Here is a 24,367-nt window from a genome sequence, read left to right on the forward strand (position 1 = left end):
GCCGGCTCAGGCGCGCTCGGCGCCGTAGTAGAGCATCGAGACGTGGCTGGCCTCGGCAAAGAACAGCCAGCGCTCCACCACCAGCCCGGCGGCCGCCGCCAGCACCACAACCGGCATCAGCACCGGACCCAGCCCGCCGGTCAGTGCCTGGAACGCCAGCATCACGCCCGGCACGACAAAGCCCCAGATCAGCACCGTGCGGCGCAGCGTTTCGGCGTGCTTGCGGGCGACGTCATAACCCATCTCGCGCATCACGTAGTTCGGCCGGCTGTGCGGCGGCTCGAGCTGGCGTTTGACGCCCTCGAGGCCCAGCGCCATGTCGACGGTATAGGCGCCGGGGTCGGCATCGATACGGCGCCAGTAGACCAGCTTGAGCGCGCCGGCCGTGATCAGCGCCAGAAGCGCGATCAAGCTGGCCAGCCGGATATCGCGGCCGGCAAAGGCCTGCAGCATCACCAGCAGCACCGCGCCCGAGGCGGCGGCATTGGCGAGGTAGAGGACCGGCACCAGCGGCTGGTGCCATTCGCGGATGGTGCGCAGCGAGCCGTAGATCATGCCGGTACACCAGACCGTGGCCACCGCGCCCAGCGCGGCCAGCACCGCCAGCGGCAGGGTGAGCCAGGCCGGCCCGCCGAAGAGCGCCAGCAGCCACAGCAGCCCGGCGGGGGCGTAGGTGGCAATGGCCACCACGCCCTCGCGCGAGAGCCAGGAGCTGCGCCATTGCGACAATGCCCGCCAGGCGCGTTCCGGCCGGCCGAGGTGAAAGGTCGAGCTGAGCAGGCCCAGGGTGATCAGCCCAAGCGCCAGCAGCAGCCCGGTGAAGAACGACCAGCCGGTGACCGGCTGGGCGCCCGCCAGATGCGCCAGTGACAGCCAGAACAGCAGGCCATAGCCGGCGCCAGAGGAGGTGGTGAAGAGGATGACCGAATAGGCGGGATGCATGGCTGTCCTTAGCGGCTGAGGGCGCGGTCGGCCCAGGCAAAGAGTTTCTCGAGCGCGGATCCGGTTTCTGGCGCGGCGGGCTCGGTTGCGACCTGCGGCGTACGGTCAGAGGCCTTGCGCGGCGGCAGGTACTTGTTGACCGGCTTGAAGCCGAACTCGTCGAGCAGGTTGAAGCCGTCGCGCGCGGCGACGTTCCGTGACACCGCGCTGTCGGGGTCGGCCAGGTCTCCGAAGGCGCGGGCGCCGGTAGGACAGGCCTTGACGCAGGCCGGCACGCGGTCTTCTTCCGGTATGGTCTCGTTGTAGATCCGGTCGACGCAGAGGGTGCATTTCTTCATCACCCCGTCGTCATAGTCATATTCCCGCGCGCCGTAGGGGCAGGCCCAGGAGCAGAGCTTGCAGCCGATGCAGGTGTCGGGGTTGACCAGAACGATGCCGTCCTCCTCGCGCTTGTAGCTGGCGCCGGTGGGGCAGACGGTGACGCAGTCGGGCGTCTCGCAATGCAGGCAGGAGCGCGGGAAGTGGACGGTGCCCTTCCAGTGGGCGTTGTCGACCTCGTAGCTGTGGACGCGGTTGAGGAAGGCACCGTGCGGGTCTTCGCCATAGGGCTCCTGGTCGGTGAGCGGGGCGGAGTAGCCGCCGGTGTTCCACTCCTTGCAGGAGGTGACGCAGGCATGACAGCCGACGCAGATGTCGAGGTCGATGACGAGGCCGAGGCTCTTGTCGGTTTTCTCGGGGAGGGTGGTCATTGGGTGTCTCCCGGTTTGTGCGGTTCGCGCGGAACAGAAAGCAGAGGCACGATCCGGCGCGCATGCGCCATGGTCGCCAATGGGTGCACCACTGGTCCGAGCGACCACTGGCGACACCTCTCCCCCGGGAGGGCATTTCTCCGTCGTGCGCTGCGGATGGCGTTCTGCACTCGGACCGTCGCATCTGGTTGAGAGACGCCCCCGAGGTCGGGCATGGCGCGAGCGCGCCTTTGTGGCCGGAGTTGTGACACGCTCATTCCGCCGGCTCCTTCCATTGCCGGCCAAAGGCCAGCGTTTGTGGACGGTCCGGCCAGACATCCTCGCCCAAGGGCTCGAACAGTGGCTCCGTTCCGGCGCTCTCGGCTTTCTCGATCTTCACCCGCAGGTCGAACCAGGCCGCCTGTCCGGTCAGCGGATCGGAGTTGGAATAGCGATAACCGCCACCGCCCTTGGGCAGCAGTTCCGAAATCAGGTGGTTGAGCAGGAAGCCCTCCTTCACCTCCGGCGCGTCATGCGACAGCCCCCAGGCGCCGCGCCGCTTGCCGATGGCGTTCCAGGTCCAGACCGTGTGCGGGTTGACCCCGTCCATCAGCCGGATCTGGCATTTCACCCGGCCGAGATGCGACGAGAGCCAGACCCAGTCGTCATCGATCAGCCCATGTTCGGCACCGACCGAAGTATGCACGTAGAGCCGGTTCTGTGCGGTGATCTGGCGCAGCCAGGCGTTCTGCGAGCCCCAGGAATGGTACATGTGCATCGGCCGCTGGGTGATCGCATGCAGCGGGTAGCCCGTCGTCATCTGCTCCTCGAAGGGCGGATACCAGAACGGCAGCGGGTCGAAATGGGTGCGGATCCGCTCGCGCGCGCGGTCCGGCGGCTGGCGCGCGCCGTGGCCCAGCGCGGCCAGACGGAACTTCTGCATCGGCTCGGAATAGAGCTGCATGATCGTCGGCTCCGGCGACAGGCGGATGCCCTTCTCGATGCCCCAGTCGAGGTAGCCGCGGTTGGCAAAGCGGTAATAGGCATGGCTCGGATCCAGATGCAGCCCAAAGAAGGCGCCGTTCTCGATGTAGCGGTCGATCTGGTCGGGGTTGGGCGCGCCGACGCAGGATTTGTCACCATCCTCGCCACGCCAGCCGGCGAGCGGGCCGATGCCCGGTTTGCGTTCGTGATTGGTGATGTAATCGGCATAGCCGCTGTACATCGCGCTGCCGTCCTCCTTGACGAACCCGGGCAGTTTCAGCCGCGCGCCGAGATCGATCAGCACCTCCTGAAAGCCGCGCACGTCGCGGTCGGGCTGCACCACCGGGTGGCGGATGCCGTCGGCCACCAGCTCCGGCTCGGAAATCGGCCGGTCGAGCAGCGAGATGCAGTCGTAGCGTTCGAGATAGGTGGTGTCGGGCAGGATCAGGTCGGCGAAAGGCACGGTCTCCGAGTAATAGGCGTCGGAATAGATGATCTTGGGGATCACATACTCGCCGTTGTCGTCCTTGGCGGTCAGCGCATCCAGCGTGCCGGGCACGTTCATCGAGGAGTTCCACGCCATGTTGGCCATGTACATGAAGAGCACGTCGATGCCGTAGGGGTCTTTCTTGGCGGCGTTGTTGATCACCATGTGCATCAGCCCGTGGGCCGAGATCGGTGCGTCCCAGCTGAACCCCTTGTCGAGGCGGTTGGGCTGGCCGTCGCCGTCGAGCAGCAGATGCTCCGGCCCGTGCGGAAAGCCCAGATGCGGGCCACCGAGCGGCATTTCCGGCGCGATGTCACCGGCGGCGCCATGCGGCAGCAGGTTGGGCGGGGTCTGCTTGGGGTAGGGCGGCTTGTAGCGGAAACCGCCCGGGGTATCGATCGAGCCCAGCAGGATCTGCAGGATATGGATCATCCGGCAGGTCTGGAAGCCGTTGGAATGGGCCGAGATGCCGCGCATGGCGTGCATCGAGACCGGACGGCCGATCATCTTGTCATGCTTGCGCCCGGCCCAGTCGGTCCAGGGACGGTCGAGCACGATCTCTTCCTTGAAGGCGACGTGCGCCAGCTCGGCGGCGATCTTGCGGATCTGCTCGGCGGGGATGCCAGTGCGCTCAGCCACCGCCTCGGGGGCGTAGTCCTCGCCCAGATAACGCTCGGCCATCAACTCGAAGACCGGCCGCGCCTTGCGGCCCTCGGGCAGCTCTCGCGAGCCGGTCAGCGCCGGCTGGATGTCGGCAGCCTTGCCGTTGCCGAAATCGCCCGCGGCCGCGTCCCAGACCAGCGGGTTGCCGTCACCGTCGCGGGCAAAAAGCCCATCGTCGGCCGCGCCGGGGTCGTGGATCACCAGCCAGGGCGCATTGGTGTAGCGCACCAAGTAGTCGAGGTCGATCTGCTGGCTGCGGAACAGCTCATGGATCAGCGCGCCGACAAACAGCCCGTCGGTGCCGGGGCGGATGCCGACCCACTCATCTGCGACGGCGTTGTAGCCGGTGCGCACCGGGTTGACCGACACCACCTTGGCACCGCGGGACTTGAGCTTGCCGATGCCGATCTTGATCGGGTTGCTGGCATGATCCTCGGCGACGCCGAAGAGCATGAAATACTTGGTCAGGTCCCAGTCCGGATCGCCGAACTCCCAGAACGCCCCGCCAAAAGTATAGAGCCCGCCGGCCGCCATGTTGACCGAGCAAAAGCCGCCGTGGGCGGCGAAATTCGGCGTGCCATATTTCATTGCCCAGAAGCCGGTGAGGCTCTGGCTCTGGTCGCGACCGGTGAAGAAGGCGAGTTTCCTGGGGTCGGTCTTGCGCACCTTGCCCAGCCAGCCGGTGGCGATCTCCAGCGCCTCGTCCCAGGAGATCTCCTCGAACTGGCCCGAACCGCGGGGGCCCGTGCGTTTCATCGGCGCGCGCAGCCTAGCCGGGGAGTAGTGCTGCATGATCCCGGCCGAGCCCTTGCCGCAGAGCACGCCCTTGTTGACCGGGTGGTTGCGGTTGCCCTCGATGTAGCGGACCACCTGCTTGCCGTCGGCGCCGGTCTTGAGATGCACGTTGATGCCGCAGCGGCAGGCGCACATGTAGCAGGTGGTCTGCTTCATCTCGTCGCCGACCGGGGCGCTGGTCTCGATCTTCGGGCTGCCTGTCATGCGCTTGGTCCTGAGGTCGCTTCGGGTCAAGAAGGACGTTGGCATAAAAGGCTGGGGTTAGGAAATATTTCCTTGGTTGCTGCGGAGAAATGGGCGATTTTCCCTGACACCAGCAATGCGCCGGACCAGCGGCCGCCCGCGGGGTGCCGCTTTGCCGGTGGCTACATGTCCCTTTATGCCAGCCAGACCCGTAGAACCTGAGATCGATGCGCCTGCAGCAGCCGCTGGCCCTGCAAACGCCGAGAGACCGGCGGCCTTCGGCCTTGTTCCACGCTTGGCGACACCGTCCCGGGCGTGACTCGGGACCTCATGGGCAGCGACAGCCGGGAGGCGCCGGATCAGGTCCGGCGCGCGCAGGGACTGCGGCGCAGGCGGATTGCCCTGCATTACCGCCCGCGCGGCACCATCTCGTAGCCCGGCTCCTCCGGCTCGTCGTCGCGCATCTGCGCCGGAAACCCCGGCGCGCGCACCTCCTGACCGGTGGCCTCCTCCAGCCGCCGGATGATGTTGGGCGAGAGCTCGCGCGCGCCGAACCGGGCGATGCCGTCGTCGATGATCCGCATCATCAGCGGGTTGATCTCCAGCGGCACCCCGGCGCGCTCCGCCACCTCCTGAAACAACCCGATGTCCTTCTTCACCAGGTCCAGGGTGAAGGAAATGTCGCGCGAGCCGTTGAGGATCACCTGGCTCTCGGTCTCATGCACGAAACTGGTGCCCGAGCTGATGGCGATCGCCTCGTAGGCGGTGGCGAGGTCCATGCCGGCGGCCTTGCAGGTCACCAGCGCCTCAGCGCAGGACAGCAGGTTGGCGGTGGCGAGGTAGTTGGTCACCACCTTCAGCACCGAGGCCGAGCCGAGATCGCCGGTGTGCAGCACCCGCCGGCCCATCGTGGTGAGCAGCGGCAAAACGCGCTCGAAGGTGGCCCGGTCGCAGCCCGCGAAGATCGAGATATTGCCGGTGTCGGCGCGGTGACAGCCACCCGAGACCGGGCAATCCACCGCCGCGCCGCCGCGGGCGATGACCTCGCCGCCCAGCCGCGTGACCTCGGCCGCATCGGTGGTCGACATCTCCATCCAGACCTTGCCGGCCGCGACCTCCGGCAGCATCTGCTGCACCACCGCCGCCGAGGCCAAGGGCGAGGGCAGGCAGGTGATCACCGTGTCAGAGCTGCGCATCACCTCTGCCGGCGAGCCGCCATCGCGCGCGCCCCGGGCGGTGAACCCGGCCACAAGCGTGCCGTCGAGGTCATGCACCGCGAGGTCATGGCCATTGCGCAACAGGCTGCCGGCCAGCTTGCTGCCGACATTGCCCAGACCCACGAACCCGATCTTCATTGCGCCGCCCTCCTTCTATCGCGTCGCCCCATCTCGAAGAGACGGAGCGCGGCGGTCAAACGAATTCGCGCCGCGGCGGGACGATTTCACGCCGGCGCTTGCGCCATGATCTCGGCCATATGCGAGGCGCAGCCCAATAGCGCGGCCTCGTCGTTCTCGATCAGCCAGACCGGGAACTGGTCCATGAACTCCGAGAACCGCCCCTTGTTGCGAAAGGCGGTGGCAAAGCCCATGTCGTCGAAATAGGGTGCCAGCGAGCGACTGACGCCGCCGATGAAGTAGATCCCGGCGAACGGCAGCTGGGCCAGCGCCAGATCGCCGGCGACGCGGCCGGTGAAGCGGACGTAATACTCGGCCGCCTCCACCGCTTGCGGATCACTGCCATCGGCGACGCCGGCCATGATCTCGGCCGGCGGCTTGCCGCCGGGGAGCCCCGCCTCGGCGCGGCGCCAGCGATAGAGCGCCTGCAGGCCGCGGCCAGACAGCGCCTCCTCGACCGAGGGAAAGCCGCCTTCGTCGGCGAGGAACGCCACCAGCCCCAGTTCGTCGGGCTGGCGCAGGGCGAGGCTCATGTGGCCAGCCTCTGACGGCGGCACCAAGGTCATGCCGCGATCCTCGAACACCATGGCGATGTTCATTCCGGTGCCGAGCCCGATCACCAGACGCGTGCTGCCGGCGCCCTGACCCTGGTTGAGCAGCGGACGCAGGTCGTCGGTCCCGAGATGGCTGAGCGCATGGCCCTGGGCCTGCAGGTCGTTGAGCACCGCCACCCGGGTCACGCCGGAGGCCTCTCGCACGCAGGCCGCGTCGATCACCCAGGACAGGTTTGTCATCCGCAGCACGCCGTCCATCACCGGGCCGGCCCCGGCGACACAGGCGGCGACCGGGCGGGCACCGGTTTCGGCCAGATAGCTCTTGAACACCTCGCTGAGCGAGCCGGCCTCGGCATTGCGGTAGCGCCGGATGCTGTCGGCCTGAAGCTCGGTGCCGCAGGCGAGGGCCACACGGGTATTTGTCCCGCCGATGTCGGCAACCAGGGTAAGGTCTCGGGTCTGGGTCATCTTGGTCCTTCTGGGCGCACTCTGATGGCGCGTCGTGCATTGATATGGGCGAATGGGTGCGGTCTCAGCTCGGCGCGGGGCCGCTGGTGGTGCCGGTGACCAGCCGGAAGGGGATCATCTCGGAGGCCGGCAGCGCTGTGGGGTTCGAGATCCGCGACAGCAGGATGGCGCCCACCCGTCGACCGGCCTCGCGCACCGAAGACCGCACGCCGGAGAACACCGGCGCATCCTCGGTGCCGTTGCGCAGGTAGGACAGGTCGTCGTCGAAGGTGGCGACCGAGACATCGCGGCCGACGGTCAGCCCGGCCTGTTCGATTGCCCGCCGCACGCCGAGCGCGGTGATCAGCGAAGCCACGGCAAAGGCGGTGGGCGGATTGGGCAGCGCCAGCATCCGCCGGGTCTCGTTGAAGCCGAAGCTTTCGGTCATGTCGGACGAGACCATCAGATCATCATCGGCCTCGAGGCCGGCGTCGCGCAGCGCATGCAGGAACCCGCGCCGCCTGCGGTGGGCGAAATCCAGCGTCTCGATGCCGTTGATCAGCGCGATGCGCCGGTGGCCCAGCCCCGCCAGATGGCCGGTCATCTCCTCGAAGGCCGAGGCATTGGCGACATCGACCCAGGAATAGGGCAGGGTGACCGAACTGGCGCGGCCATGCACGACGTAAGGCAGACCCAGCTCGTTGAGCAGGGCGATGCGCGGGTCGTCCATGCTCGGGCTGTGCACCACGATGCCGTCGACATTGCCCTTGATCTTGAGGTCGCGGTAGAAGCTTTCCTCGTCACGGTCGGGCACCAGCGACAGCATCATGTCATAGCCGTGCTGCGAATAGATCTCGCCGGCGCCGGTGACGAAATCGCCGAAGATCGGGTTGACCATCTCCTGCTGGGTCGAGACCGGGATGACATGGCCGATCGCCATCGCCCGCCCGGTGGCCAGCGACCGGGCGCGGGTGTTGGGCTTGTAGTTGAAGGCCAGGGCCGCCTGGCGCACCCGCTCGCGGGTCTTTTCGCTGACCTCCGGATAGCCGTTCAGCGCCCGGCTGACCGTCGTCTGCGAAAGCCCCAGTTGTTCGGAGAGCTGCTTGAGGTTCATGTCGGTCTCTGGCCTTTCAGGTGGCACCGGGCGGTTTTGTTTTACATGTCCGACAAGCCAAGGCAAACTGGCATTTACACATCATCGACTTTCTGCACCGCGGCGAAATCACTGGTTTCGTAGAATAATCTCCGGTTGACTTTCATCCGGCCGCAGCGCATGGTTCCTTTGCCAAAGCGCTTTGAGGGATGCGGACTGGAGGGCTGGAGGAGAGTCTTGCAAAATTACGCGCTCGGGTGTTCGATGGAAGGTGCGTGTAACGCACAGGGAGGATAAAAATGAAAACTTCGCTTTATGCGGGTGTCGCCGCCATGGCCATCACGGCCTCGATGGCACATGCCGAGGCCCATATGCCCTTTGCCAAGGGCGAGGGCGATTTCAACTGGGACAGCCTCGAGAGCTTTGCCTCAGAGCACAATCTGGACGGCGAGACGATCAGCATCTTCGGCCCGTGGCGCGGCGACGACCAGGGGCTGGTCGAGAGCATCTTTGGCTATTTCGAGGACGCCACCGGGGCCGAGGTGAACTATGCCTCGTCGGAAAGCTACGAGCAGCAGATCGTGATCGACACCGAGGCCGGCTCGCCGCCCAATGTCGCGGTGCTGCCGCAGCCCGGTCTGATCCAGGATCTGGTCTCCAAGGGCTTTGTCGAACCGCTGGGCGACGAGACTGCCGCCTGGCTGAAAGAGAACTACGCCGCCGGCGAAAGCTGGGTGAGCCTCGGCACCTTCACCGGTCCCGACGGCGAGGACCGGCTCTATGCCTTCCCTTACAAGATCGACCTGAAATCGCTGGTCTGGTACTCGCCCGACAACTTCGAGGACGCGGGCTATGAGGTGCCCGAGACCATGGAGGACCTCAAGGCGCTGACCGAGCAGATCGTGGCCGACGGCGACACCCCCTGGTGCATTGGCCTGGGGTCGGGCGGCGCGACCGGCTGGCCGGCGACCGACTGGGTCGAGGACCTGATGCTGCGCACGCAATCGCCCGAGACCTATGACAAATGGGTGTCGAACGAGATCCCGTTCAACGATCCGGCGGTGATCGGCGCGATCGAAGAATTCGGCTATTTTGCCCGCGATGATGCCAAGGTGGCCGGCGGGGCAGGAGCGGTGGCCTCGACCGACTTCCGCGACAGTCCGGACGGCATGTTCGCCTCGCCGCCGCAGTGCTACATGCACCGTCAGGCCTCGTTCATCCCGACCTTCTTCCCCGAAGGCACCGAGCTGGGCGTGGATGCCGATTTCTTCTACTTCCCGGCCTATGAGAGCAAGGATCTGGGCAAGCCGGTGCTGGGCGCCGGTACGCTGGCCTTCATCACCAAGGACAGCCCCGGCGCGCGCGCCTTTGTCGAGTTCCTGAAGACGCCGATCGCGCATGAGCTCTGGATGGCCCAGTCGGGCTTCCTGACACCCTTTACTGGGGCCAATACCGAGCTCTATGCCAATGACGTGCTCAAGAAACAGGGCGAGATCCTGCTCGACGCCACCACCTTCCGGTTTGACGCCTCGGACCTGATGCCCACGGGCGTCGGCGCCGGGTCGTTCTGGACCGGCATGGTGGATTACGCTGGCGGCACCGCGGCCGAGGATGTGGCCAAGTCCATCCAGGACAGCTGGGATTCGCTGAAGTAGGCGCCCCTTCGGGGGTCCGGCCACACCCGGCCGGGCCCTCGCCCTTTCGAGCCGCGACGTCACTTTGAGAGGACAGCAGACATGCATCCAGCCATCATGGGACTGATCACCATCGTCGTGGGCGTCGGCGGCTGTATCGGCTACTTCTACTTCTCCAACCTGCTGCTCGACACGGTGCTGTATCCGCCGCGCGGCCCCAACGCCGGGCGCAATATCAACCGCGCCAACCAGATCCGGCCCTGGCTGTTTCTCTTTCCCGCGCTCTTTGCGCTAGGCCTCTATCTTGCCTACCCGGTCTTTGCCACGCTCTGGCTGTCGCTGACCGACCGCGACCAGGGCGGTGCCTTTGTCGGGCTGGCCAACTACCGGCAGATGATGTCGGAGGACAAGTTCTGGGAGGCGATGCGCAACAACATGTTCTGGCTGGTGGTGGTGCCGGCGATGTCGACGGGCTTTGGCCTCTTGGCCGCACAGCTCACCGACCGGATCTCCTGGGGCAATTTCGCCAAGTCGCTGATCTTCATGCCGATGGCCATTTCCTTCGTCGGCGCTTCGGTGATCTGGAAGCTGATCTATGACACCCGTCCCGAAGGCACCGACCAGATCGGCGTGCTCAACGCGCTCTGGGTCTCGATGGGTGGCGAGCCGCAGCAATGGCTGACGATCATCCCGTGGAACAACTTCATGCTGATGATCGTGCTGGTCTGGATCCAGACCGGCTTTGCCATGGTGATCCTCTCGGCGGCACTGCGCGGCATCCCCGAGGAAACCATCGAGGCGGCGATCATCGACGGTGCCTCGCCCTGGCAGATCTTCTTCAAGATCAAGGTGCCGCAGATCATGCCGACCATCGTGGTGGTCTGGACCACGATCACCCTCGTGGTGCTCAAGGTCTTTGACATCGTGCTCGCCATGACCAACGGCCAGTGGGAGACGCAGGTGCTGGCCAACTACATGTACGACAAGCTGTTCCGCGCCTTCGACTGGGGTGTCGGCTCGGCCTCGGCGATGGTGATCATGCTGCTGGTGACGCCGATCCTGGTCTGGAACGTGCGCAATGCGCGCAAGGAAATGCGCTGAGGCCGAAAGGGGCTGACTGATGGACAATATCGCAGGACGCAAGTCGACCCTCACCTGGGCGGTGCATCTCTCGGTGCTGGTCTTGGTGCTGGCTTGGGTGTTCCCGACGCTGGGGCTGTTTGTCAGCTCGTTCCGCACCTCGGACCAGATCTCCTCGTCGGGCTGGTGGGCCTCGCTGACCACCCAGGAGCGGCAATTGCCGGCGGTCCGCATCTCGGGCGAGGAGGTCCGCGACGCCGATCTCTATGTCATCGAGGGCGAGCTCTTTGCCGGCAGCGATGCCACCGTCACCGCCTGGGGCACCTCGTCGCGCGAACCCGAGGCCTATGAGCCCGGCGCGATCGTCGATCTGGACGACGGCGCCGCGGTGACCCTGAGCGAGACCGGCAGCTTCCGCCTCAGCGGACCCGAGAGCTGGGAGGGCCAGCGCCTGCCGCGGCTCTTCACCACCGCCTCCTCGCCGCCGGAATTCACCCTCGGCAACTATGTCAACGTGCTGACCTCGGACACCGCCGGGGCAGGGATCGGGCGCAGCTTCATCAACACGCTGACAGTGGCGATCCCGGCCACGGTGATCCCGATCCTCGTTGCAGCTTTCGCCGCTTATGCCTTGGCATGGATGGATTTTCCTGGCCGCGCCCTGCTGATCGCGGCGGTGGTGGGCTTGTTGGTGGTGCCCTTGCAACTGGCGCTGATCCCGCTGTTGCAGCTGCACAACCAGATCGGCATCGGCAAGGGCTATCTCGGGGTCTGGCTGGCCCACACCGGCTTTGGCCTGCCGCTGGCGATCTACCTGCTCAGGAACTACATGGTCGGCCTGCCACGCGACATCATCGAGAATGCCCGCGTCGACGGCGCCTCCGAGTTCCAGATCTTCACCAAGATCATCCTGCCGCTGAGCTTTCCGGCGCTGGCCTCCTTCGCCATCTTCCAGTTCCTCTGGACCTGGAACGACCTGCTGGTGGCGCTGGTCTTCCTCGGCACCGATGACGAGACGCTGGTGCTGACCGGGCGTCTGGTCAACCTCATGGGGTCTCGGGGCGGACAATGGGAGATCCTCGCGACCTCGGCCTTCGTCTCGATCGTGGTGCCGCTGATCGTCTTCTTCTCGATGCAGAAATTCCTCGTACGCGGCCTTTTGGCCGGATCGGTAAAATGATGAACCAACATACGGATATCGCAATGAAACCTTCCCGTCAGGACGACCAGGACTGGTGGCGTGGCGGGGTGATCTACCAGATCTATCCGCGCTCCTACCAGGACAGCAACGGCGACGGCATCGGCGATCTCAACGGGATCACCCAGCGCCTGCCATATATCGCCTCGCTTGGCGTCGATGCGATCTGGATTTCGCCGTTCTTCACCTCGCCGATGAAGGATTTCGGCTATGATGTCAGCGATTACTGCGACGTCGACCCGATGTTCGGTACGCTGGCCGATTTCGACACGCTGATCGAGACGGCGCATCAGCTGGGCCTCAAGGTGATGATCGACCAGGTGCTCTCGCACAGCTCTGACCAGCACCCGTGGTTTCAGGAGAGCCGTCAGAGCGGCGACAACCCCAAGGCCGACTGGTACGTCTGGGCCGATCCGAAAGAGGACGGCACGCCGCCGAACAACTGGCTGTCGATCTTTGGCGGCTCGGGTTGGCAATGGGACACGCGCCGCGAGCAATACTACCTCCACAACTTCCTGACGACGCAGCCGGATCTGAACTTCCATTGCCCGGCGGTGCAGGAGGCCCTGCTTGACAGCGTGCGCTTCTGGCTCGACCGTGGCGTCGATGGTTTCCGCCTAGACACGATCAACTTCTACATTCATGACAAGGAGTTGCGCGACAATCCTCCGCTACCGGCTGAACTTCGCAATGCCTCGATCGCGCCGTCAGTGAACCCCTACAACTACCAGCTCCATATTCACTCGAAGAACCAGCCGGAAAATATTGATTTCCTGAAACGTTTTCGCGCATTGCTCGATGAATACCCCGGCACCACCGCGGTGGGCGAAGTGGGCGACGCGCAGCGCGGCCTCGAGATCATGGGAGAGTACACCTCTGGTGGCGACAAGGCGCATATGTGTTATGCCTTCGACTTCCTGTCGGGCAAGGATCTGACCGCGCAGCGCGTTGTCGATGTGCTCACCGCCGTCGATACGGCGGCGCCGGATGGCTGGCCCTGCTGGGCGTTTTCCAACCACGACGTGCCGCGCCATGTCAGCCGCTGGGACCTGAGCCCTCAGGCCGCCAAGGCTTATACGACGCTGATCCATTGCCTGCGCGGCTCGGTCTGCCTGTATCAGGGCGAGGAACTGGGGCTGCCCGAGGCCGAGGTCGGTTTCGAGGACCTGCAGGACCCCTACGGCATCGAGTTCTGGCCGGAATTCAAGGGCCGCGACGGCTGTCGCACGCCGATGGTCTGGAACCCCTCGAACCAGAACGGTGGCTTTACCGAGGCCACGCCCTGGCTGCCGGTGAGCCGCGCACATCTGCATCTTTCGGTCGCCACCCAGGAGGACACGCCAGAGGCGCTTTTGCACCATTACCGCAAGGCGCTGTCGTTCCGCCACGCCCACAGGGCGCTGGTCAAGGGCGCGCATGACGACCTGCGGGCCGAGGGCGATGTGCTGAGCTTCACCCGCAGCTTCGAGGGTGAGACCCTGTTCTGCGCCTTCAATCTGAGCGACCGGCCGGCGGTGATCGACATGCCGTCGGGCGAATGGCAGCAGATCGGCGCCGAGCTGGGATCGGCCGCGCCGCAGGCGGATGGCCGGCTGCACCTGGGGCCTTGGCAGCCCGCGCTGGCACAAAAGACGTAACGCCCGGGGAGGGACAGACCGATGGCCAATCTCAAGTTGACCGATGTGGAAAAGACCTACGGCGGCGCCGTCAACGTGCTCAGGGACATCAACCTCGATATCCAGACCGGTGAGCTGGTGGTCTTTGTCGGCCCCTCGGGCTGCGGCAAGTCCACGCTTCTGCGGATGATTGCCGGGCTCGAGAAGATCACCTCCGGCACGCTGGAGATCGACGGCCAGGTGGTCAATGACGTGCCGCCAAGCCAGCGCGGCATTGCCATGGTGTTCCAGTCCTATGCGCTCTATCCGCATATGACGGTGCGCGAGAACATGTCCTTTGCGCTCAAGATCGCCAAGAAGCCGCAGGCCGAGATCGATGCCGCGGTCGACAAGGCGGCGCGGCTGCTGCAGCTGGGCGACTACCTCGACCGGCTGCCCAAGGCGCTGTCTGGCGGGCAACGCCAGCGGGTGGCGATCGGCCGCTCGATCGTGCGCGACCCCAAGGTCTACCTGTTCGACGAACCGCTCTCGAACCTCGACGCGGCGCTGCGGGTGGCGACGCGGATCGAGATTGCGAGGCTCAAGGAGCAGATGCCGAACTCGACCATGGTCTATGTCACACATGACCAGGTCGAGGCGATGACGCTGGCGACCCGGATCGTGGTGCTGGCCAACAAGGGCATCGCCCAGGTGGGCAGCCCGCTCGAGCTCTACGAGCGGCCCAACGGCGAATTCGTGGCGCAGTTCATCGGCTCGCCGGCGATGAACCTGCTGCCGGGGCAGGTGGTGGGCACCGGGGCGCAGACCAAGGTGCAGATGGCCGATGGCGGGGTGGCGGTGTCCAACTATCCGACCCGTGAGCAGGACATGGGCATGATGGTCAACGTGGGCGTCAGGCCCGAGGATTTCGTCGAGACCGAGGGCGAGGCGATCTTCGAGGGCAGGGTGGACATCATCGAGGCGCTGGGAGAGGTGACGCTGCTCTATTTCGAAACGCAGGGCGAGGCCGACCCGGTGATCGGCAAGCTGCAGGGCATCCACACCGACGTGCGCGGCCAGGCGGTGCGGCTGACGGCGGATCCGGCCAAGGTGCATCTTTTTGCCAACGGGGTGTCGCTGCTCTATCGCTGACGCCGCGACAGGGCACCCGCGCGCCGGACCTGATCCGGCGCCTCTCCGTCGACGCCGTGACATTCGGTTGAGATTGGCAATGGGTACGGATCAAGGGCAATGGCCGTCGGTCTCTCGGCGTTTACGAGGCAAACGGCTGCCCGCCCCGTCGCACCAGAGATGCGCCGACAAAACATGGCACGCCTCTGGCTTGACGGGCTGCCGCTTTGACACCAAGCGCGACGAATGAAGGTCATACGGACTTGGTCGGCACAAACTGCCATGCACGACCGTCAGAGCGGCATCCCGCGGGCAGCCGCTGGCCCGGCTCATCGACAGATCGATACCTGCCGACTGGCGCAGGGACACTCTTCTTCGGTTAGTCTCGGGCGCTAAGGCGGCGCGTGAACAATTCACCGGTGTCGGGCTCATGGCGTCAAACTGCCCCTTGCGCCCCATGCACAACCGGTCTATACGCGCGCCACTAATCCGCAGGTATGGGCGGGCCTTCGGGGGAGACATCCCCGGGCGTCCACCGGTTGAAGCACCCGCTTCTCACCCCGTACCGAGGCGTAAACCGGAAAGGAAAAGAAGCATGGCTCTTCCCGAGTTCACCATGCGTCAGCTGCTCGAAGCTGGCGTTCACTTTGGCCACCAGACGCAACGCTGGAACCCCCGCATGGGCGAGTTCATCTATGGCGCGCGCAACGGCATCCACATCATGGACCTCACCCAGACCGTCCCGATGCTGGACCAGGCGCTGCAGGTCATCCGTGACACCGTCGCCAAGGGCGGCCGCGTGCTCTTCGTCGGCACCAAGCGTCAGGCCGCTCAGCCGGTGGCCGATGCCGCCGAGCGGTGCGCGCAATACTACATGAACCACCGCTGGCTGGGCGGCACGCTCACCAACTGGAAAACCGTGTCGCAATCGATCAGCCGTCTGAAGAACATCGACGAGCAGATGGAAGGCGGTTTCGAAGGCCTCACCAAGAAAGAGCGCCTCGGCATGGAGCGTGACCAGCAGAAGCTGAACGCCTCGCTCGGTGGTATCCGCGAAATGGGCGGCGTGCCTGACCTGCTGTTCGTCATCGACGTCAAGAAAGAAGCGCTGGCCGTGGCCGAGGCCAACAAGCTGGGCATCCCGGTCGTGGCCATCGTCGACACCAACTGCTCGCCCGACGGCGTCGACTACATCATCCCCGGCAACGACGACGCGGCCCGTGCCATCTCGCTCTATTGCGACCTGGCCTCTCGTGCGGCGCTTGACGGCATGTCGGCCCAGCTGGGTGCGGCAGGTGTTGACATCGGCGCGATGGAAGAAGCTCCGGAAGAGGAAGCCGTGACCGAGACCGTGGTCGGCGACGCCTCGACCGAGACCGTCAAGGACGACGCGATCGCCAAGGACGCGCCCTACGATCTCGACCAGCCGGAAGCCAAGACCGAGAAAGCCGACAGCTGAGCGTCACGCCAGCGTCACGCTTTTGAGACAGGAGGGGGCGGCACGGGCTGCCCCCGGTTCCCAATATTCCGGGCTGACCCCGGGCCCCACATCTTTCAAGGAGAGCCATGATGGCGATTTCTGCCAAGCAGGTGAAAGAACTGCGCGAAATGACCGGCGCAGGCATGATGGACGCCAAGAAGGCGCTGACCGAGACCGATGGTGACATCGAAGCGGCGATCGACTGGCTGCGCACCAAGGGTCTGGCCAAGGCCGCCAAGAAATCCGGCCGCACCGCCGCCGAAGGCCTCGTGGCCGTCAACGTCGAAGCCGGCAAAGGCGTCGCCATCGAGGTGAACTCGGAAACCGATTTCGTCGGCAAGAACGCCGAATTCCAGGGCATGGTCTCCGATATCGCCAAGGCCGCCCTCAGCGCCTCGAGCCTTGACGAGCTGGCCGCGGCCGATCTCGGCGGCAAGACCGTTGCCGACACCATCACCGACAAGATCGCCACCATCGGCGAGAACATGTCGCTGCGCCGCATGGAGCGTCTCGAAGGCACCTCCGTGGTGTCCTACGTGCACAACGCCGCCGCGCCCGGCATGGGCAAGATCGGCGTCCTCGTCGCGCTTTCGGCCGAGAATGACGACTTCGGCAAGCAGGTCGCGATGCACATCGCCGCCGCCAACCCGACCTCGCTCTCCGAGGCCGATCTCGACCCGGCCGTGGTGGAAAAAGAGAAGTCGGTTCAGATCGATATCGCCCGCGAATCCGGCAAGCCCGACGCCGTCATCGAAAAGATGATCGTCGGCCGCATGAAGAAATTCATGAGCGAAGTCACCCTGCTGGGCCAGGCCTTCGTTGTCGACCCCGACAAGACCGTTGCCGAAGCCGCCAAGGACGCAGGTGTCGAAATCACCGGCTATGTCCGTCTGGAAGTGGGCGAAGGCATCGAGAAGAAAGAAGAAGATTTCGCCGCTGAAGTGGCCAAGGCCGCTCAGGGCTGATCCCCCAAGGCTGATCTTCCCGGTGCCCGACCCGTGGCACCGATTTTCAGAGGCCCCGCGACTGGCGGGGCCTTTTTTGCGTCTTGGGGGAGGCTGACCTACGGGCAAAAAAAATGCGGAGCTGACTGCGACCGCCAGCTCCGCTCTTTGACAGACCGCCCCGATCTTATGGGGATGAGACAAAGCGGCCCGAGTGGCCGGCCCGAGGTGGAAATTCACCCCGAACCGACCGTCCGGAAAATCCGGGCAGAACAGCGGAACCTTGAAATCACAAGGGGCACTCTCCTGACGTTCCCTGGCTGAATTGCCACCACTCACGGAACGCCGTTAGAGTGCCTCATTTCCCCTAAGTAATGAAGTGGGGTTTTCCAAACTCCCCCGGATCCGATGCAATCAAATCGCTTTGAAGCGTCAAAAAAGCGTAAAGCAGTTAATGGGACCGCCGGATCGGGCACGCCAGACCAACGGCAGCACCGACATGCTCAATCGCGCAGCACTTCCGGTGACGCGCCGCCCGGGTGCAAGGCCAGGCTTCGCAGTTCGGGTGCAGCGCACCCGTTCGCATTTATCTCAATGGCTTGAATAGGTGACGGGACCGAATCCCATGACCCTTGGCGGGCCAGAGTTCACGGGGCAGGGCGCGTCTCGCCGAGGCCTCCGCCAGGGCAAGCAAGGCAGGGACCAGATGATTGGCGCAGCCAGTGCCATCAGAAGAGCCGCCAGCAGCCGGGCAGGGGCCTTGGACCCTGCCCGCCAGCGTGTCAGTCGACCACGCGCACCGCGCCGCGGGCGGCGGATGTGGTCAGCGCCGCATAGGCCTTGAGCGCGGTCGAGACCTTGCGCTTGCGCGGCGCGTCCGGTTTCCAGCCCAGCGCTTCGCGCTTCTCGCGCCGCGCGGCCAGTTCGGCATCGTCGACCGCCAGGTGGATCGAGCGGTTCGGGATGTCGATCTCGATCTTGTCGCCATGTTCGACAAGGCCAATCGTGCCTCCCTCGGCCGCCTCTGGCGAGACATGGCCGATCGAGAGACCGGAGGTGCCGCCGGAGAAGCGGCCATCGGTCAGCAGCGCGCAGTCCTTGCCGAGACCTTTGGATTTCAGGTAGCTCGTCGGATAGAGCATCTCCTGCATGCCCGGGCCACCACGCGGACCCTCGTAGCGGATCACCACAACGTCGCCGGCCTTGACCTTGCCGGTCAGGATGTCGCTTACCGCCTGGTCTTGGCTCTCGCAGACGTAGGCGCTGCCGGTGAACTGCAGGATCGAGGCATCGACGCCCGCGGTCTTCACGATGCAGCCTTCCTCGGCGATATTGCCGAACAGCACCGCAAGCCCGCCGTCCTGGCTAAACGCATGTTCCTGCGAACGGATCACGCCGCCCTGGCGGTCGGTGTCGAGCTCCTTGAAGCGGTTCGACTGGCTGAAGGCCTGGGTGGTACGCACGCCGCCGGGCGCGGCCTTGAACAGCTGTTCGGCCTCGGGGTTGTTGGCGACCTTGATGTCCCAATGGCCGATGGCCTCGGCCATGGTGGCGCTGTGCACGGTATGGGTGTCGCCATGCAGCAGATCGGCGCGATAAAGCTCGCCCAGGATCGAGAAGATGCCGCCGGCGCGGTGCACATCCTCCATGTGGACGTTCTCGATATTGGGCGCGACCTTGCACAGACACGGCACCTTGCGGCTCAGCCGGTCGATGTCCTGCATTGTGAAATCGATACCGCCTTCATAGGCAATGGCCAGCAGGTGCAGCACCGTGTTGGTCGAGCCGCCCATGGCGATGTCGAGGCTCATGGCGTTCTCGAAGGCCTCGAAGGTGGCGATGTCGCGCGGCAGGAAGCCTTTTTCTTCAAGCTGGTAGTGCCGCTTGGTGATCTCCACGATCTGCCGGCCGGCCTGCAGGAAGAGGTTTTTGCGATCGGCATGCGTCGCAAGTGTCGAGCCATTGCCCGGAAGCGCCAGGCCAAGCGCCTCGGCCAGACAGTTCATCGAGTTGGCGGTGAACATGCCGGAGCATGAACCACAGGTCGGGCAGGCGTTTTCCTCGATGTGCTGCACCTGTTCGTCGGTCATCGTGTCCGAGGCGGCGGCGACCATCGCGTCGACCAGGTCGATCTTCTTCATGTCGAGATCGGCGATATCGATCTTGCCGGCCTCCATCGGACCACCGGAGACGAAGATCGCCGGGATGTTGAGCCGCATCGCGGCCATCAGCATGCCGGGGGTGATCTTGTCGCAGTTCGAGATGCAGACCATGGCATCGGCGCAATGGGCGTTGACCATGTACTCGACGCTGTCGGCGATCACTTCGCGCGACGGCAGGCTGTAGAGCATGCCGTCATGACCCATGGCGATGCCGTCATCGACGGCGATGGTGTTGAACTCCTTGGCCACGCCGCCGGCGGCCTCGACCTCACGGGCGACCATCTGGCCCAGATCCTTGAGATGGACGTGACCCGGCACGAACTGGGTGAAGGAGTTGACGATGGCAATGATCGGCTTGCCGAAATCCTCGTCAGTCATCCCGGTCGCGCGCCAGAGCCCGCGCGCGCCGGCCATATTGCGTCCATGGGTCGAGGTTCTGGATCGGTAATGTGGCATGTCGGCGTTCCTTTACGTTTGCCCGACAGGAACAATATTCGCAGGGCAAAGGCAAGGGCGGCGCGGGCAAATCCCCGTGTTTCATGGTGTTCCGCAGTGCTTTTATTTACATAATACTGATTATAAGATGCAGATCACGTCCTCGCGCGCCCCCTGACCGCGCCTTGACGCGTCCTTGATCAGATCCATCCTCTCACGGTACGCTTGCCACCAAGGACCCACCTGGGAGTGCTTCCCGTGACCCGATACCTCTCAACTTGTTGTACCGCCGTCTTGTCGCTGACGATCTTGCCACACAGCGCCCATGCGCTCGAGAACGCGCCCGGAACGGCCGGCCTCTGTCAAGCCACCCTGCGTGGCGAGATCGTCGCCGGCGATGCCGAGGCATTGGCTTCGCTGGCGCTTGAACCTCCGGCAGACTGGACCGCCGACGATGATGGCCGCTGGAAGACGTTCTGCCTCGACAGCCCCGGCGGCGACTTCGCCGAAAGCATGAAGATCGCGGCGCATCTTCTTGAGAACCGGATCGGAACTGTGGTGGACGAAGGTGCCACTTGCAGCGGCAGCTGCGGCTTCGTCTTTCTGTTCGGAACCGCCGCACAAGGCACGGCGCCGGGACTGACTCACCGCCGGCTGCATGTCGGCGGCACCCTTGGGTTCGCCGCACCTGACCTGGGCTCAGAGACCACCGCTGACGATCTGCTGGGCTTCTATGCGCTTGCGGCACAGCCCCGGCCTGACACACCGCGCCCCTATGTCGATGCCGACCTGATAGAAGCGGTGCGAGGCGGTGCGCAGCTCGAGGTCGACACCGTCAACAAGGCCGGGCGCTGGGATATCGCGCTCACGGGCTTTGACGCGCCGGCCCTCTCGGATCGCGGCTTTTTCCATGCGTGTCAGAGTCTTACTGCCTGGCCTTCACGTCTTGCTGAAAGTCAGGTGAGCTTCGGGCGCAACGGGGCTGACTACGAGCTCTCGGTCTCGAGCTGGATCGCCGGCGGCACCGTGCGAGACCGCTACGAGCTGCAGTTCGCAAGCGACGACCTGCATGAATGCGCCGCCACGGTGGCCGCCGCCGGTGATGGCACGCCGCTGCCGCTGATTTGCGGCATCGATGGCGAGACTTACACCAGCGTCGGCCCCGACGATTGCGGCGATCCGGACCTGATGTACCTCTGGGCACCAATCCCGGCGGCGGCGATGTTTCCCGCCGGGACCAGCCTCGAGGCGCTGGCCGACGGCCGCGCCCTGCCCGAGGATGCCAGCGAAGCGGTGCTGACCCGGCCCACGCCCTGCCGATCGGAAAGCGGCACTGCTGAAGTGATAAATGTGAATAATTACACATCCTTGCGCGCCGAACCTACGGTAGACTCTGAGAAGCTGGGCGAACTGCCTTTGGGGGAAACCTTCGAAATTGGCAAGAGCCCGGCGGCGGACACGGATCATCCGGACCATGCCGAATGCGCCGCGCTCTGCCGTGCGGCCAATGCCGACCGGGTGTTTGACCGGGCGGCGCTGGCCAATTGCGTCGATACGAACTGGATGTGGTGGAAGATCACCGGTCCCGCTGGCGAGACCGGCTTTGCCAGCGCGAAGTTCCTCGACTTCTGAAGGCCTTAGAAGAAGGCCTGAAGGCCGGTCTGGGCCCGTCCTAGGATCAGCGCATGGACGTCATGGGTGCCCTCGTAGGTGTTCACCGTCTCGAGGTTGACCATGTGGCGGATCACCTGGAACTCGCCTGAGATGCCGTTGCCGCCATGCATGTCGCGGGCCATCCGCGCGATATCCAGCGCCTTGCCACAGTTGTTGCGCTTGATCAGGCTGATCATTTCGGGCGCAGCATTGGCTTCGTCCATCAGCCGTCCGACCTGCAGCGCCGCCTGCAGCCCGAGGGTGATCTCGGTCTGCATGTCGGCGAGCTTCTTCTGGAACAGCTGCGTACCGGCGAGCGGCTTGCCGAACTGCTGCCGATCAAGGCCATAGCCGCGTGCCGCATGCCAGCAGAACTCCGCCGCGCCCATCACTCCCCAGGCGATGCCATAGCGCGCGCGGTTGAGGCAGCCGAACGGCCCCTTGAGACCGGAGACATTGGGCAAGAGCGCGTCTTCGCCGACCTCGACCCCGTCGAGCACGATCTCGCCGGTGACCGAGGTGCGCAGCGAGAGCTTCTTGCCGATCTTCGGCGCCGAGAGCCCCTTGGCGCCCTTCTCCAGCACGAACCCCTTGATCTTGCCATCGTGGGCGTCAGACTTGGCCCAGACCACGAAGACATCGGCGATCGGCGCGTTGGAAATCCACATCTTGGTGCCGGTCAGCCGGTAGCCGCCGTCGATCTTTTGCGCCCGGGTCTTCATGCCGCCGGGGTCGGAGCCCGCGTCGGGCTCGGTCAGGCCGAAACAGCCGATCAATTCGCCTTTTGCCAATCCCGGCAGATACTTCTGGCGCTGCTCTTCGGTGCCATAGGCATAGATCGGGTACATCACCAGGCTCGATTGCACCGACATCATCGAGCGATAGCCGCTGTCGATCCGTTCGATCTCGCGGGCGACGAGACCGTAAGTGACATAGCCTGCGCCAATGCCGCCGTAGGCCTCGGGGATGGTGGTGCCGAGCAGGCCCATCTCGCCCATCTCGGCAAAGAGCTCGGGCGCGACGGTTTCCTTTTCGTAGGCCTCGATGACGCGCGGCGCCAGCTTCTCGCTGGCATAGGCGCGGGCGGCCTCGGCCACCATGCGCTCTTCCTCGGTAAGCTGGCCCGACAGGCGCAGCGGGTCCGACCAGTCGAAGCGGCCGAGATCGGGCGCGTCCTTGGGCTTCAGTGGGGTCACATCAAGTGCAGACATCGGCAGGCCTCCCATGGGGTGAATTGCGCCGAGAATAACGCATCGCCGGGGCGGAAGGAAACCGGGATATGATCAAATGACGCTGAGGCACGAGGAAAGCCCGCAAGGGCTTGAGGAGCGCCCTCCTCCGCCCTTGCGGGCGTCCTCGGCCAGTTTGCCTGTCAGCCCAGGGCGTAGCCGGCACCGCGCACGGTGCGCAGCGGATCGCCGCCGCCATGCTGGCACAGCGCCTTCCTGAGCCGGCCGATATGCACGTCGACGGTGCGGGTGTCGACATAGATGTCGCGGCCCCAGACCCGGTCGAGCAGCTGCTCGCGGGTCCAGACCCGGCCCGGCTTTTCCATGAAAGTGGTCAGCAGCCGGAACTCGGTCGGCCCCAGTTTCAACGGCTGCTCGGCGCGGGTCACCCTGTGGGTCTCGCTGTCGAGCACGATGTCCTCGTATTCCAGCCGCTCACCGACACTGGCCGGCCGGGTGCGGCGCAGCTGGGCGCGCACCCGCGCCATCAATTCGACCACCGAATAGGGTTTCACCACGTAGTCGTCGGCGCCGGTTTCCAGCCCGCGCACCCGGTCGACCTCCTCGGCCCGGGCCGAGAGCATGATCACCGGCACACCGCGGGTCTCGGGGCGCGATTTCAGCCGGCGACAGACCTCGATGCCCGAGACGTTCGGCAGCATCCAGTCGAGCACGATGATGTCCGGCGCCTCCTCCTCGGCCAGAAGCAGCGCCTGCTCGCCATCCTCGGCCCGGCTGACGCGAAAGCCCTCGGCCTCGAGGTTGTAGGACAGCACCTCGCGCTGCGCCGGCTCGTCCTCGACCACCAGAACGGTGGGTTGATCGACTGACATGGCCTAGGCTCCCGGCTCGGGCGAGAGCGATTTGTCGAGCGAGGTGCGGTCGCTCTTCTCGCGCTCGGCCGGCATGGCACCTTCGACCAGAAAGACCACCTGTTCGGCCACCGAGGTGACATGGTCGCCCATCCGCTCAAGGTTCTTGGCGATGAAATGCAGGTGCATGCAGGCGGTGATGTTGCGCGGGTCTTCCATCATGAAGGTCAGGAATTCGCGGAAGGTGGCATTGTACATCTGGTCGACGTCGGTGTCGCGCAGGATGACGTCGCGCGCCAGCGCCGCGTCGCGCTGGATATAGGCGTCCAGCGCATCCTTCAGCATCACCTCGACCGCGCGCGCCATGCGGCGCAGGGCGGCGGTGGCGCCGTCGATCTGGGTCAGCTGCATCAGGACCGAGTTGCGCTTCGCCATGTTCTTGGCAAGGTCGCCGATCCGCTCGAGGTCGTTCGAGGTCTTCATCACCGACAGGATGATCCGCAGGTCGACCGCCGTCGGCGCGCGCAGGGCAATCACCCGGGCGGCCTCTTCGTGGATCATCTCGTCGAGCGCGTCGATCGCCTTGTCGCCGCGGCGGACCTTTTCGCTCAACTCCTCGTCGCGGCTCTCGAGCGCCTGAGCGGCGTCGAGAATGGCCTGTTCGACCAGCCCGCCCATTTTCATGATCCGCGCCTGGATGCCTTCGAGGTCGCGGTCGAAGGAACTGACAATGTGCTCTTGCAT

At 65.1% G+C, this 24,367-nt stretch carries 18 protein-coding genes; 8 read left to right on the forward strand and 10 right to left on the reverse strand.

Annotated elements, in window-relative coordinates; genetic code table 11:
• Window positions 1-6: 6 nt before the first annotated feature.
• The 6 genes from VOI27_RS07165 to VOI27_RS07190 form a co-directional block, all read right to left on the reverse strand.
• Complete coding sequence (locus VOI27_RS07165; protein ID WP_323764631.1) at window positions 7-942, reverse strand: dimethyl sulfoxide reductase anchor subunit family protein; 936 nt, start codon at window positions 940-942, stop codon at window positions 7-9.
• A gap of 8 nt (window positions 943-950) precedes the next feature.
• On the reverse strand, window positions 951-1,691 hold the full coding sequence (locus VOI27_RS07170; RefSeq protein WP_323764632.1) for a 4Fe-4S dicluster domain-containing protein: 741 nt from the start codon (window positions 1,689-1,691) through the stop codon (window positions 951-953).
• Window positions 1,692-1,944: 253 nt separating this feature from the next.
• Window positions 1,945-4,803: a molybdopterin oxidoreductase family protein gene (locus VOI27_RS07175; protein WP_323764633.1), complete on the reverse strand. Its 2,859-nt coding sequence runs from the start codon at window positions 4,801-4,803 to the stop codon at window positions 1,945-1,947.
• 386 nt (window positions 4,804-5,189) lie between these two features.
• Window positions 5,190-6,137 carry an NAD(P)-dependent oxidoreductase gene (locus VOI27_RS07180; RefSeq protein WP_323764634.1) on the reverse strand — a complete coding sequence of 316 codons (948 nt, stop codon included), beginning with the start codon at window positions 6,135-6,137 and terminating at the stop codon, window positions 5,190-5,192.
• Between the two features lie 86 nt (window positions 6,138-6,223).
• Window positions 6,224-7,198 carry a glucokinase gene (locus VOI27_RS07185; RefSeq protein ID WP_323764635.1) on the reverse strand — a complete coding sequence of 325 codons (975 nt, stop codon included), beginning with the start codon at window positions 7,196-7,198 and terminating at the stop codon, window positions 6,224-6,226.
• Window positions 7,199-7,262: 64 nt separating this feature from the next.
• Window positions 7,263-8,291, reverse strand: a complete 1,029-nt coding sequence (locus VOI27_RS07190; protein ID WP_323764636.1) for a LacI family DNA-binding transcriptional regulator — start codon at window positions 8,289-8,291, stop codon at window positions 7,263-7,265.
• A gap of 278 nt (window positions 8,292-8,569) precedes the next feature.
• Here VOI27_RS07190 and VOI27_RS07195 point away from each other — a divergent pair, with 278 nt between their 5' ends.
• The 7 genes from VOI27_RS07195 (at window position 8,570) to tsf (ending at window position 17,353) form a co-directional block, all read left to right on the forward strand.
• Window positions 8,570-9,925, forward strand: coding sequence for an ABC transporter substrate-binding protein (locus tag VOI27_RS07195; protein ID WP_323764637.1), 1,356 nt, complete (start codon window positions 8,570-8,572; stop codon window positions 9,923-9,925).
• An 81-nt stretch (window positions 9,926-10,006) separates the two neighbouring features.
• Window positions 10,007-11,005, forward strand: coding sequence for a sugar ABC transporter permease (locus VOI27_RS07200; RefSeq protein ID WP_323764638.1), 999 nt, complete (start codon window positions 10,007-10,009; stop codon window positions 11,003-11,005).
• Window positions 11,006-11,024: 19 nt separating this feature from the next.
• Window positions 11,025-12,164 carry a carbohydrate ABC transporter permease gene (locus tag VOI27_RS07205; RefSeq protein WP_323764639.1) on the forward strand — a complete coding sequence of 380 codons (1,140 nt, stop codon included), beginning with the start codon at window positions 11,025-11,027 and terminating at the stop codon, window positions 12,162-12,164.
• Complete coding sequence (locus VOI27_RS07210) at window positions 12,164-13,819, forward strand: alpha-glucosidase (RefSeq protein WP_416374652.1); 1,656 nt, start codon at window positions 12,164-12,166, stop codon at window positions 13,817-13,819. The genes VOI27_RS07205 and VOI27_RS07210 overlap by 1 nt, the downstream gene beginning before the upstream one ends.
• Before the next feature lie 21 nt (window positions 13,820-13,840).
• Window positions 13,841-14,929 carry a sn-glycerol-3-phosphate ABC transporter ATP-binding protein UgpC gene (locus tag VOI27_RS07215; RefSeq protein WP_323764641.1) on the forward strand — a complete coding sequence of 363 codons (1,089 nt, stop codon included), beginning with the start codon at window positions 13,841-13,843 and terminating at the stop codon, window positions 14,927-14,929.
• Window positions 14,930-15,503: 574 nt separating this feature from the next.
• A complete protein-coding gene (gene rpsB / locus VOI27_RS07220) occupies window positions 15,504-16,367 on the forward strand; it encodes a 30S ribosomal protein S2 (RefSeq protein ID WP_323764642.1) in 864 nt (287 codons plus the stop codon).
• 110 nt (window positions 16,368-16,477) lie between these two features.
• Window positions 16,478-17,353, forward strand: a complete 876-nt coding sequence (gene tsf, locus VOI27_RS07225) for a translation elongation factor Ts (RefSeq protein ID WP_323764643.1) — start codon at window positions 16,478-16,480, stop codon at window positions 17,351-17,353.
• A gap of 761 nt (window positions 17,354-18,114) precedes the next feature.
• Here tsf and ilvD read toward each other — a convergent pair.
• Window positions 18,115-19,950, reverse strand: a complete 1,836-nt coding sequence (gene ilvD, locus VOI27_RS07230; protein ID WP_323764644.1) for a dihydroxy-acid dehydratase — start codon at window positions 19,948-19,950, stop codon at window positions 18,115-18,117.
• 273 nt (window positions 19,951-20,223) lie between these two features.
• On the opposite strand from ilvD, the gene VOI27_RS07235 reads away from it, so the two are divergent.
• Window positions 20,224-21,561 carry a hypothetical protein gene (locus VOI27_RS07235; protein ID WP_323764645.1) on the forward strand — a complete coding sequence of 446 codons (1,338 nt, stop codon included), beginning with the start codon at window positions 20,224-20,226 and terminating at the stop codon, window positions 21,559-21,561.
• A 5-nt stretch (window positions 21,562-21,566) separates the two neighbouring features.
• Here the strand turns inward: VOI27_RS07235 and VOI27_RS07240 are convergent, their stop codons facing one another.
• The 3 genes from VOI27_RS07240 to phoU all read right to left on the reverse strand — a co-directional run bounded on the left by VOI27_RS07240 (window position 21,567) and on the right by phoU (window position 24,367).
• The gene (locus tag VOI27_RS07240) at window positions 21,567-22,793 is read right to left on the reverse strand and encodes an acyl-CoA dehydrogenase (protein WP_323764646.1); all 1,227 of its coding nucleotides are present in this window, start codon (window positions 22,791-22,793) and stop codon (window positions 21,567-21,569) included.
• A 161-nt stretch (window positions 22,794-22,954) separates the two neighbouring features.
• On the reverse strand, window positions 22,955-23,644 hold the full coding sequence (phoB, locus tag VOI27_RS07245) for a phosphate regulon transcriptional regulator PhoB (protein ID WP_323764647.1): 690 nt from the start codon (window positions 23,642-23,644) through the stop codon (window positions 22,955-22,957).
• A gap of 3 nt (window positions 23,645-23,647) precedes the next feature.
• Entirely contained in the window at window positions 23,648-24,367 is a 720-nt protein-coding gene (gene phoU / locus VOI27_RS07250; protein ID WP_323764648.1) for a phosphate signaling complex protein PhoU, read from the reverse strand.

The organism is Marinovum sp., assembly GCF_034669705.1.
GTDB lineage: Bacteria > Pseudomonadota > Alphaproteobacteria > Rhodobacterales > Rhodobacteraceae > Marinovum.

Coding starts and splice junctions, on each gene's coding strand:
- VOI27_RS07165 (WP_323764631.1), bottom strand. CDS start 942: ATGCATCCCGCCTATTCGGTCATCCTCTTCACCACCTCCTCTGGCGCC.
- VOI27_RS07170 (WP_323764632.1), bottom strand. CDS start 1,691: ATGACCACCCTCCCCGAGAAAACCGACAAGAGCCTCGGCCTCGTCATC.
- VOI27_RS07175 (WP_323764633.1), bottom strand. CDS start 4,803: ATGACAGGCAGCCCGAAGATCGAGACCAGCGCCCCGGTCGGCGACGAG.
- VOI27_RS07180 (WP_323764634.1), bottom strand. CDS start 6,137: ATGAAGATCGGGTTCGTGGGTCTGGGCAATGTCGGCAGCAAGCTGGCC.
- VOI27_RS07185 (WP_323764635.1), bottom strand. CDS start 7,198: ATGACCCAGACCCGAGACCTTACCCTGGTTGCCGACATCGGCGGGACA.
- VOI27_RS07190 (WP_323764636.1), bottom strand. CDS start 8,291: ATGAACCTCAAGCAGCTCTCCGAACAACTGGGGCTTTCGCAGACGACG.
- VOI27_RS07195 (WP_323764637.1), top strand. CDS start 8,570: ATGAAAACTTCGCTTTATGCGGGTGTCGCCGCCATGGCCATCACGGCC.
- VOI27_RS07200 (WP_323764638.1), top strand. CDS start 10,007: ATGCATCCAGCCATCATGGGACTGATCACCATCGTCGTGGGCGTCGGC.
- VOI27_RS07205 (WP_323764639.1), top strand. CDS start 11,025: ATGGACAATATCGCAGGACGCAAGTCGACCCTCACCTGGGCGGTGCAT.
- VOI27_RS07210 (WP_416374652.1), top strand. CDS start 12,164: ATGAACCAACATACGGATATCGCAATGAAACCTTCCCGTCAGGACGAC.
- VOI27_RS07215 (WP_323764641.1), top strand. CDS start 13,841: ATGGCCAATCTCAAGTTGACCGATGTGGAAAAGACCTACGGCGGCGCC.
- rpsB (WP_323764642.1), top strand. CDS start 15,504: ATGGCTCTTCCCGAGTTCACCATGCGTCAGCTGCTCGAAGCTGGCGTT.
- tsf (WP_323764643.1), top strand. CDS start 16,478: ATGGCGATTTCTGCCAAGCAGGTGAAAGAACTGCGCGAAATGACCGGC.
- ilvD (WP_323764644.1), bottom strand. CDS start 19,950: ATGCCACATTACCGATCCAGAACCTCGACCCATGGACGCAATATGGCC.
- VOI27_RS07240 (WP_323764646.1), bottom strand. CDS start 22,793: ATGTCTGCACTTGATGTGACCCCACTGAAGCCCAAGGACGCGCCCGAT.
- phoB (WP_323764647.1), bottom strand. CDS start 23,644: ATGTCAGTCGATCAACCCACCGTTCTGGTGGTCGAGGACGAGCCGGCG.
- phoU (WP_323764648.1), bottom strand. CDS start 24,367: ATGCAAGAGCACATTGTCAGTTCCTTCGACCGCGACCTCGAAGGCATC.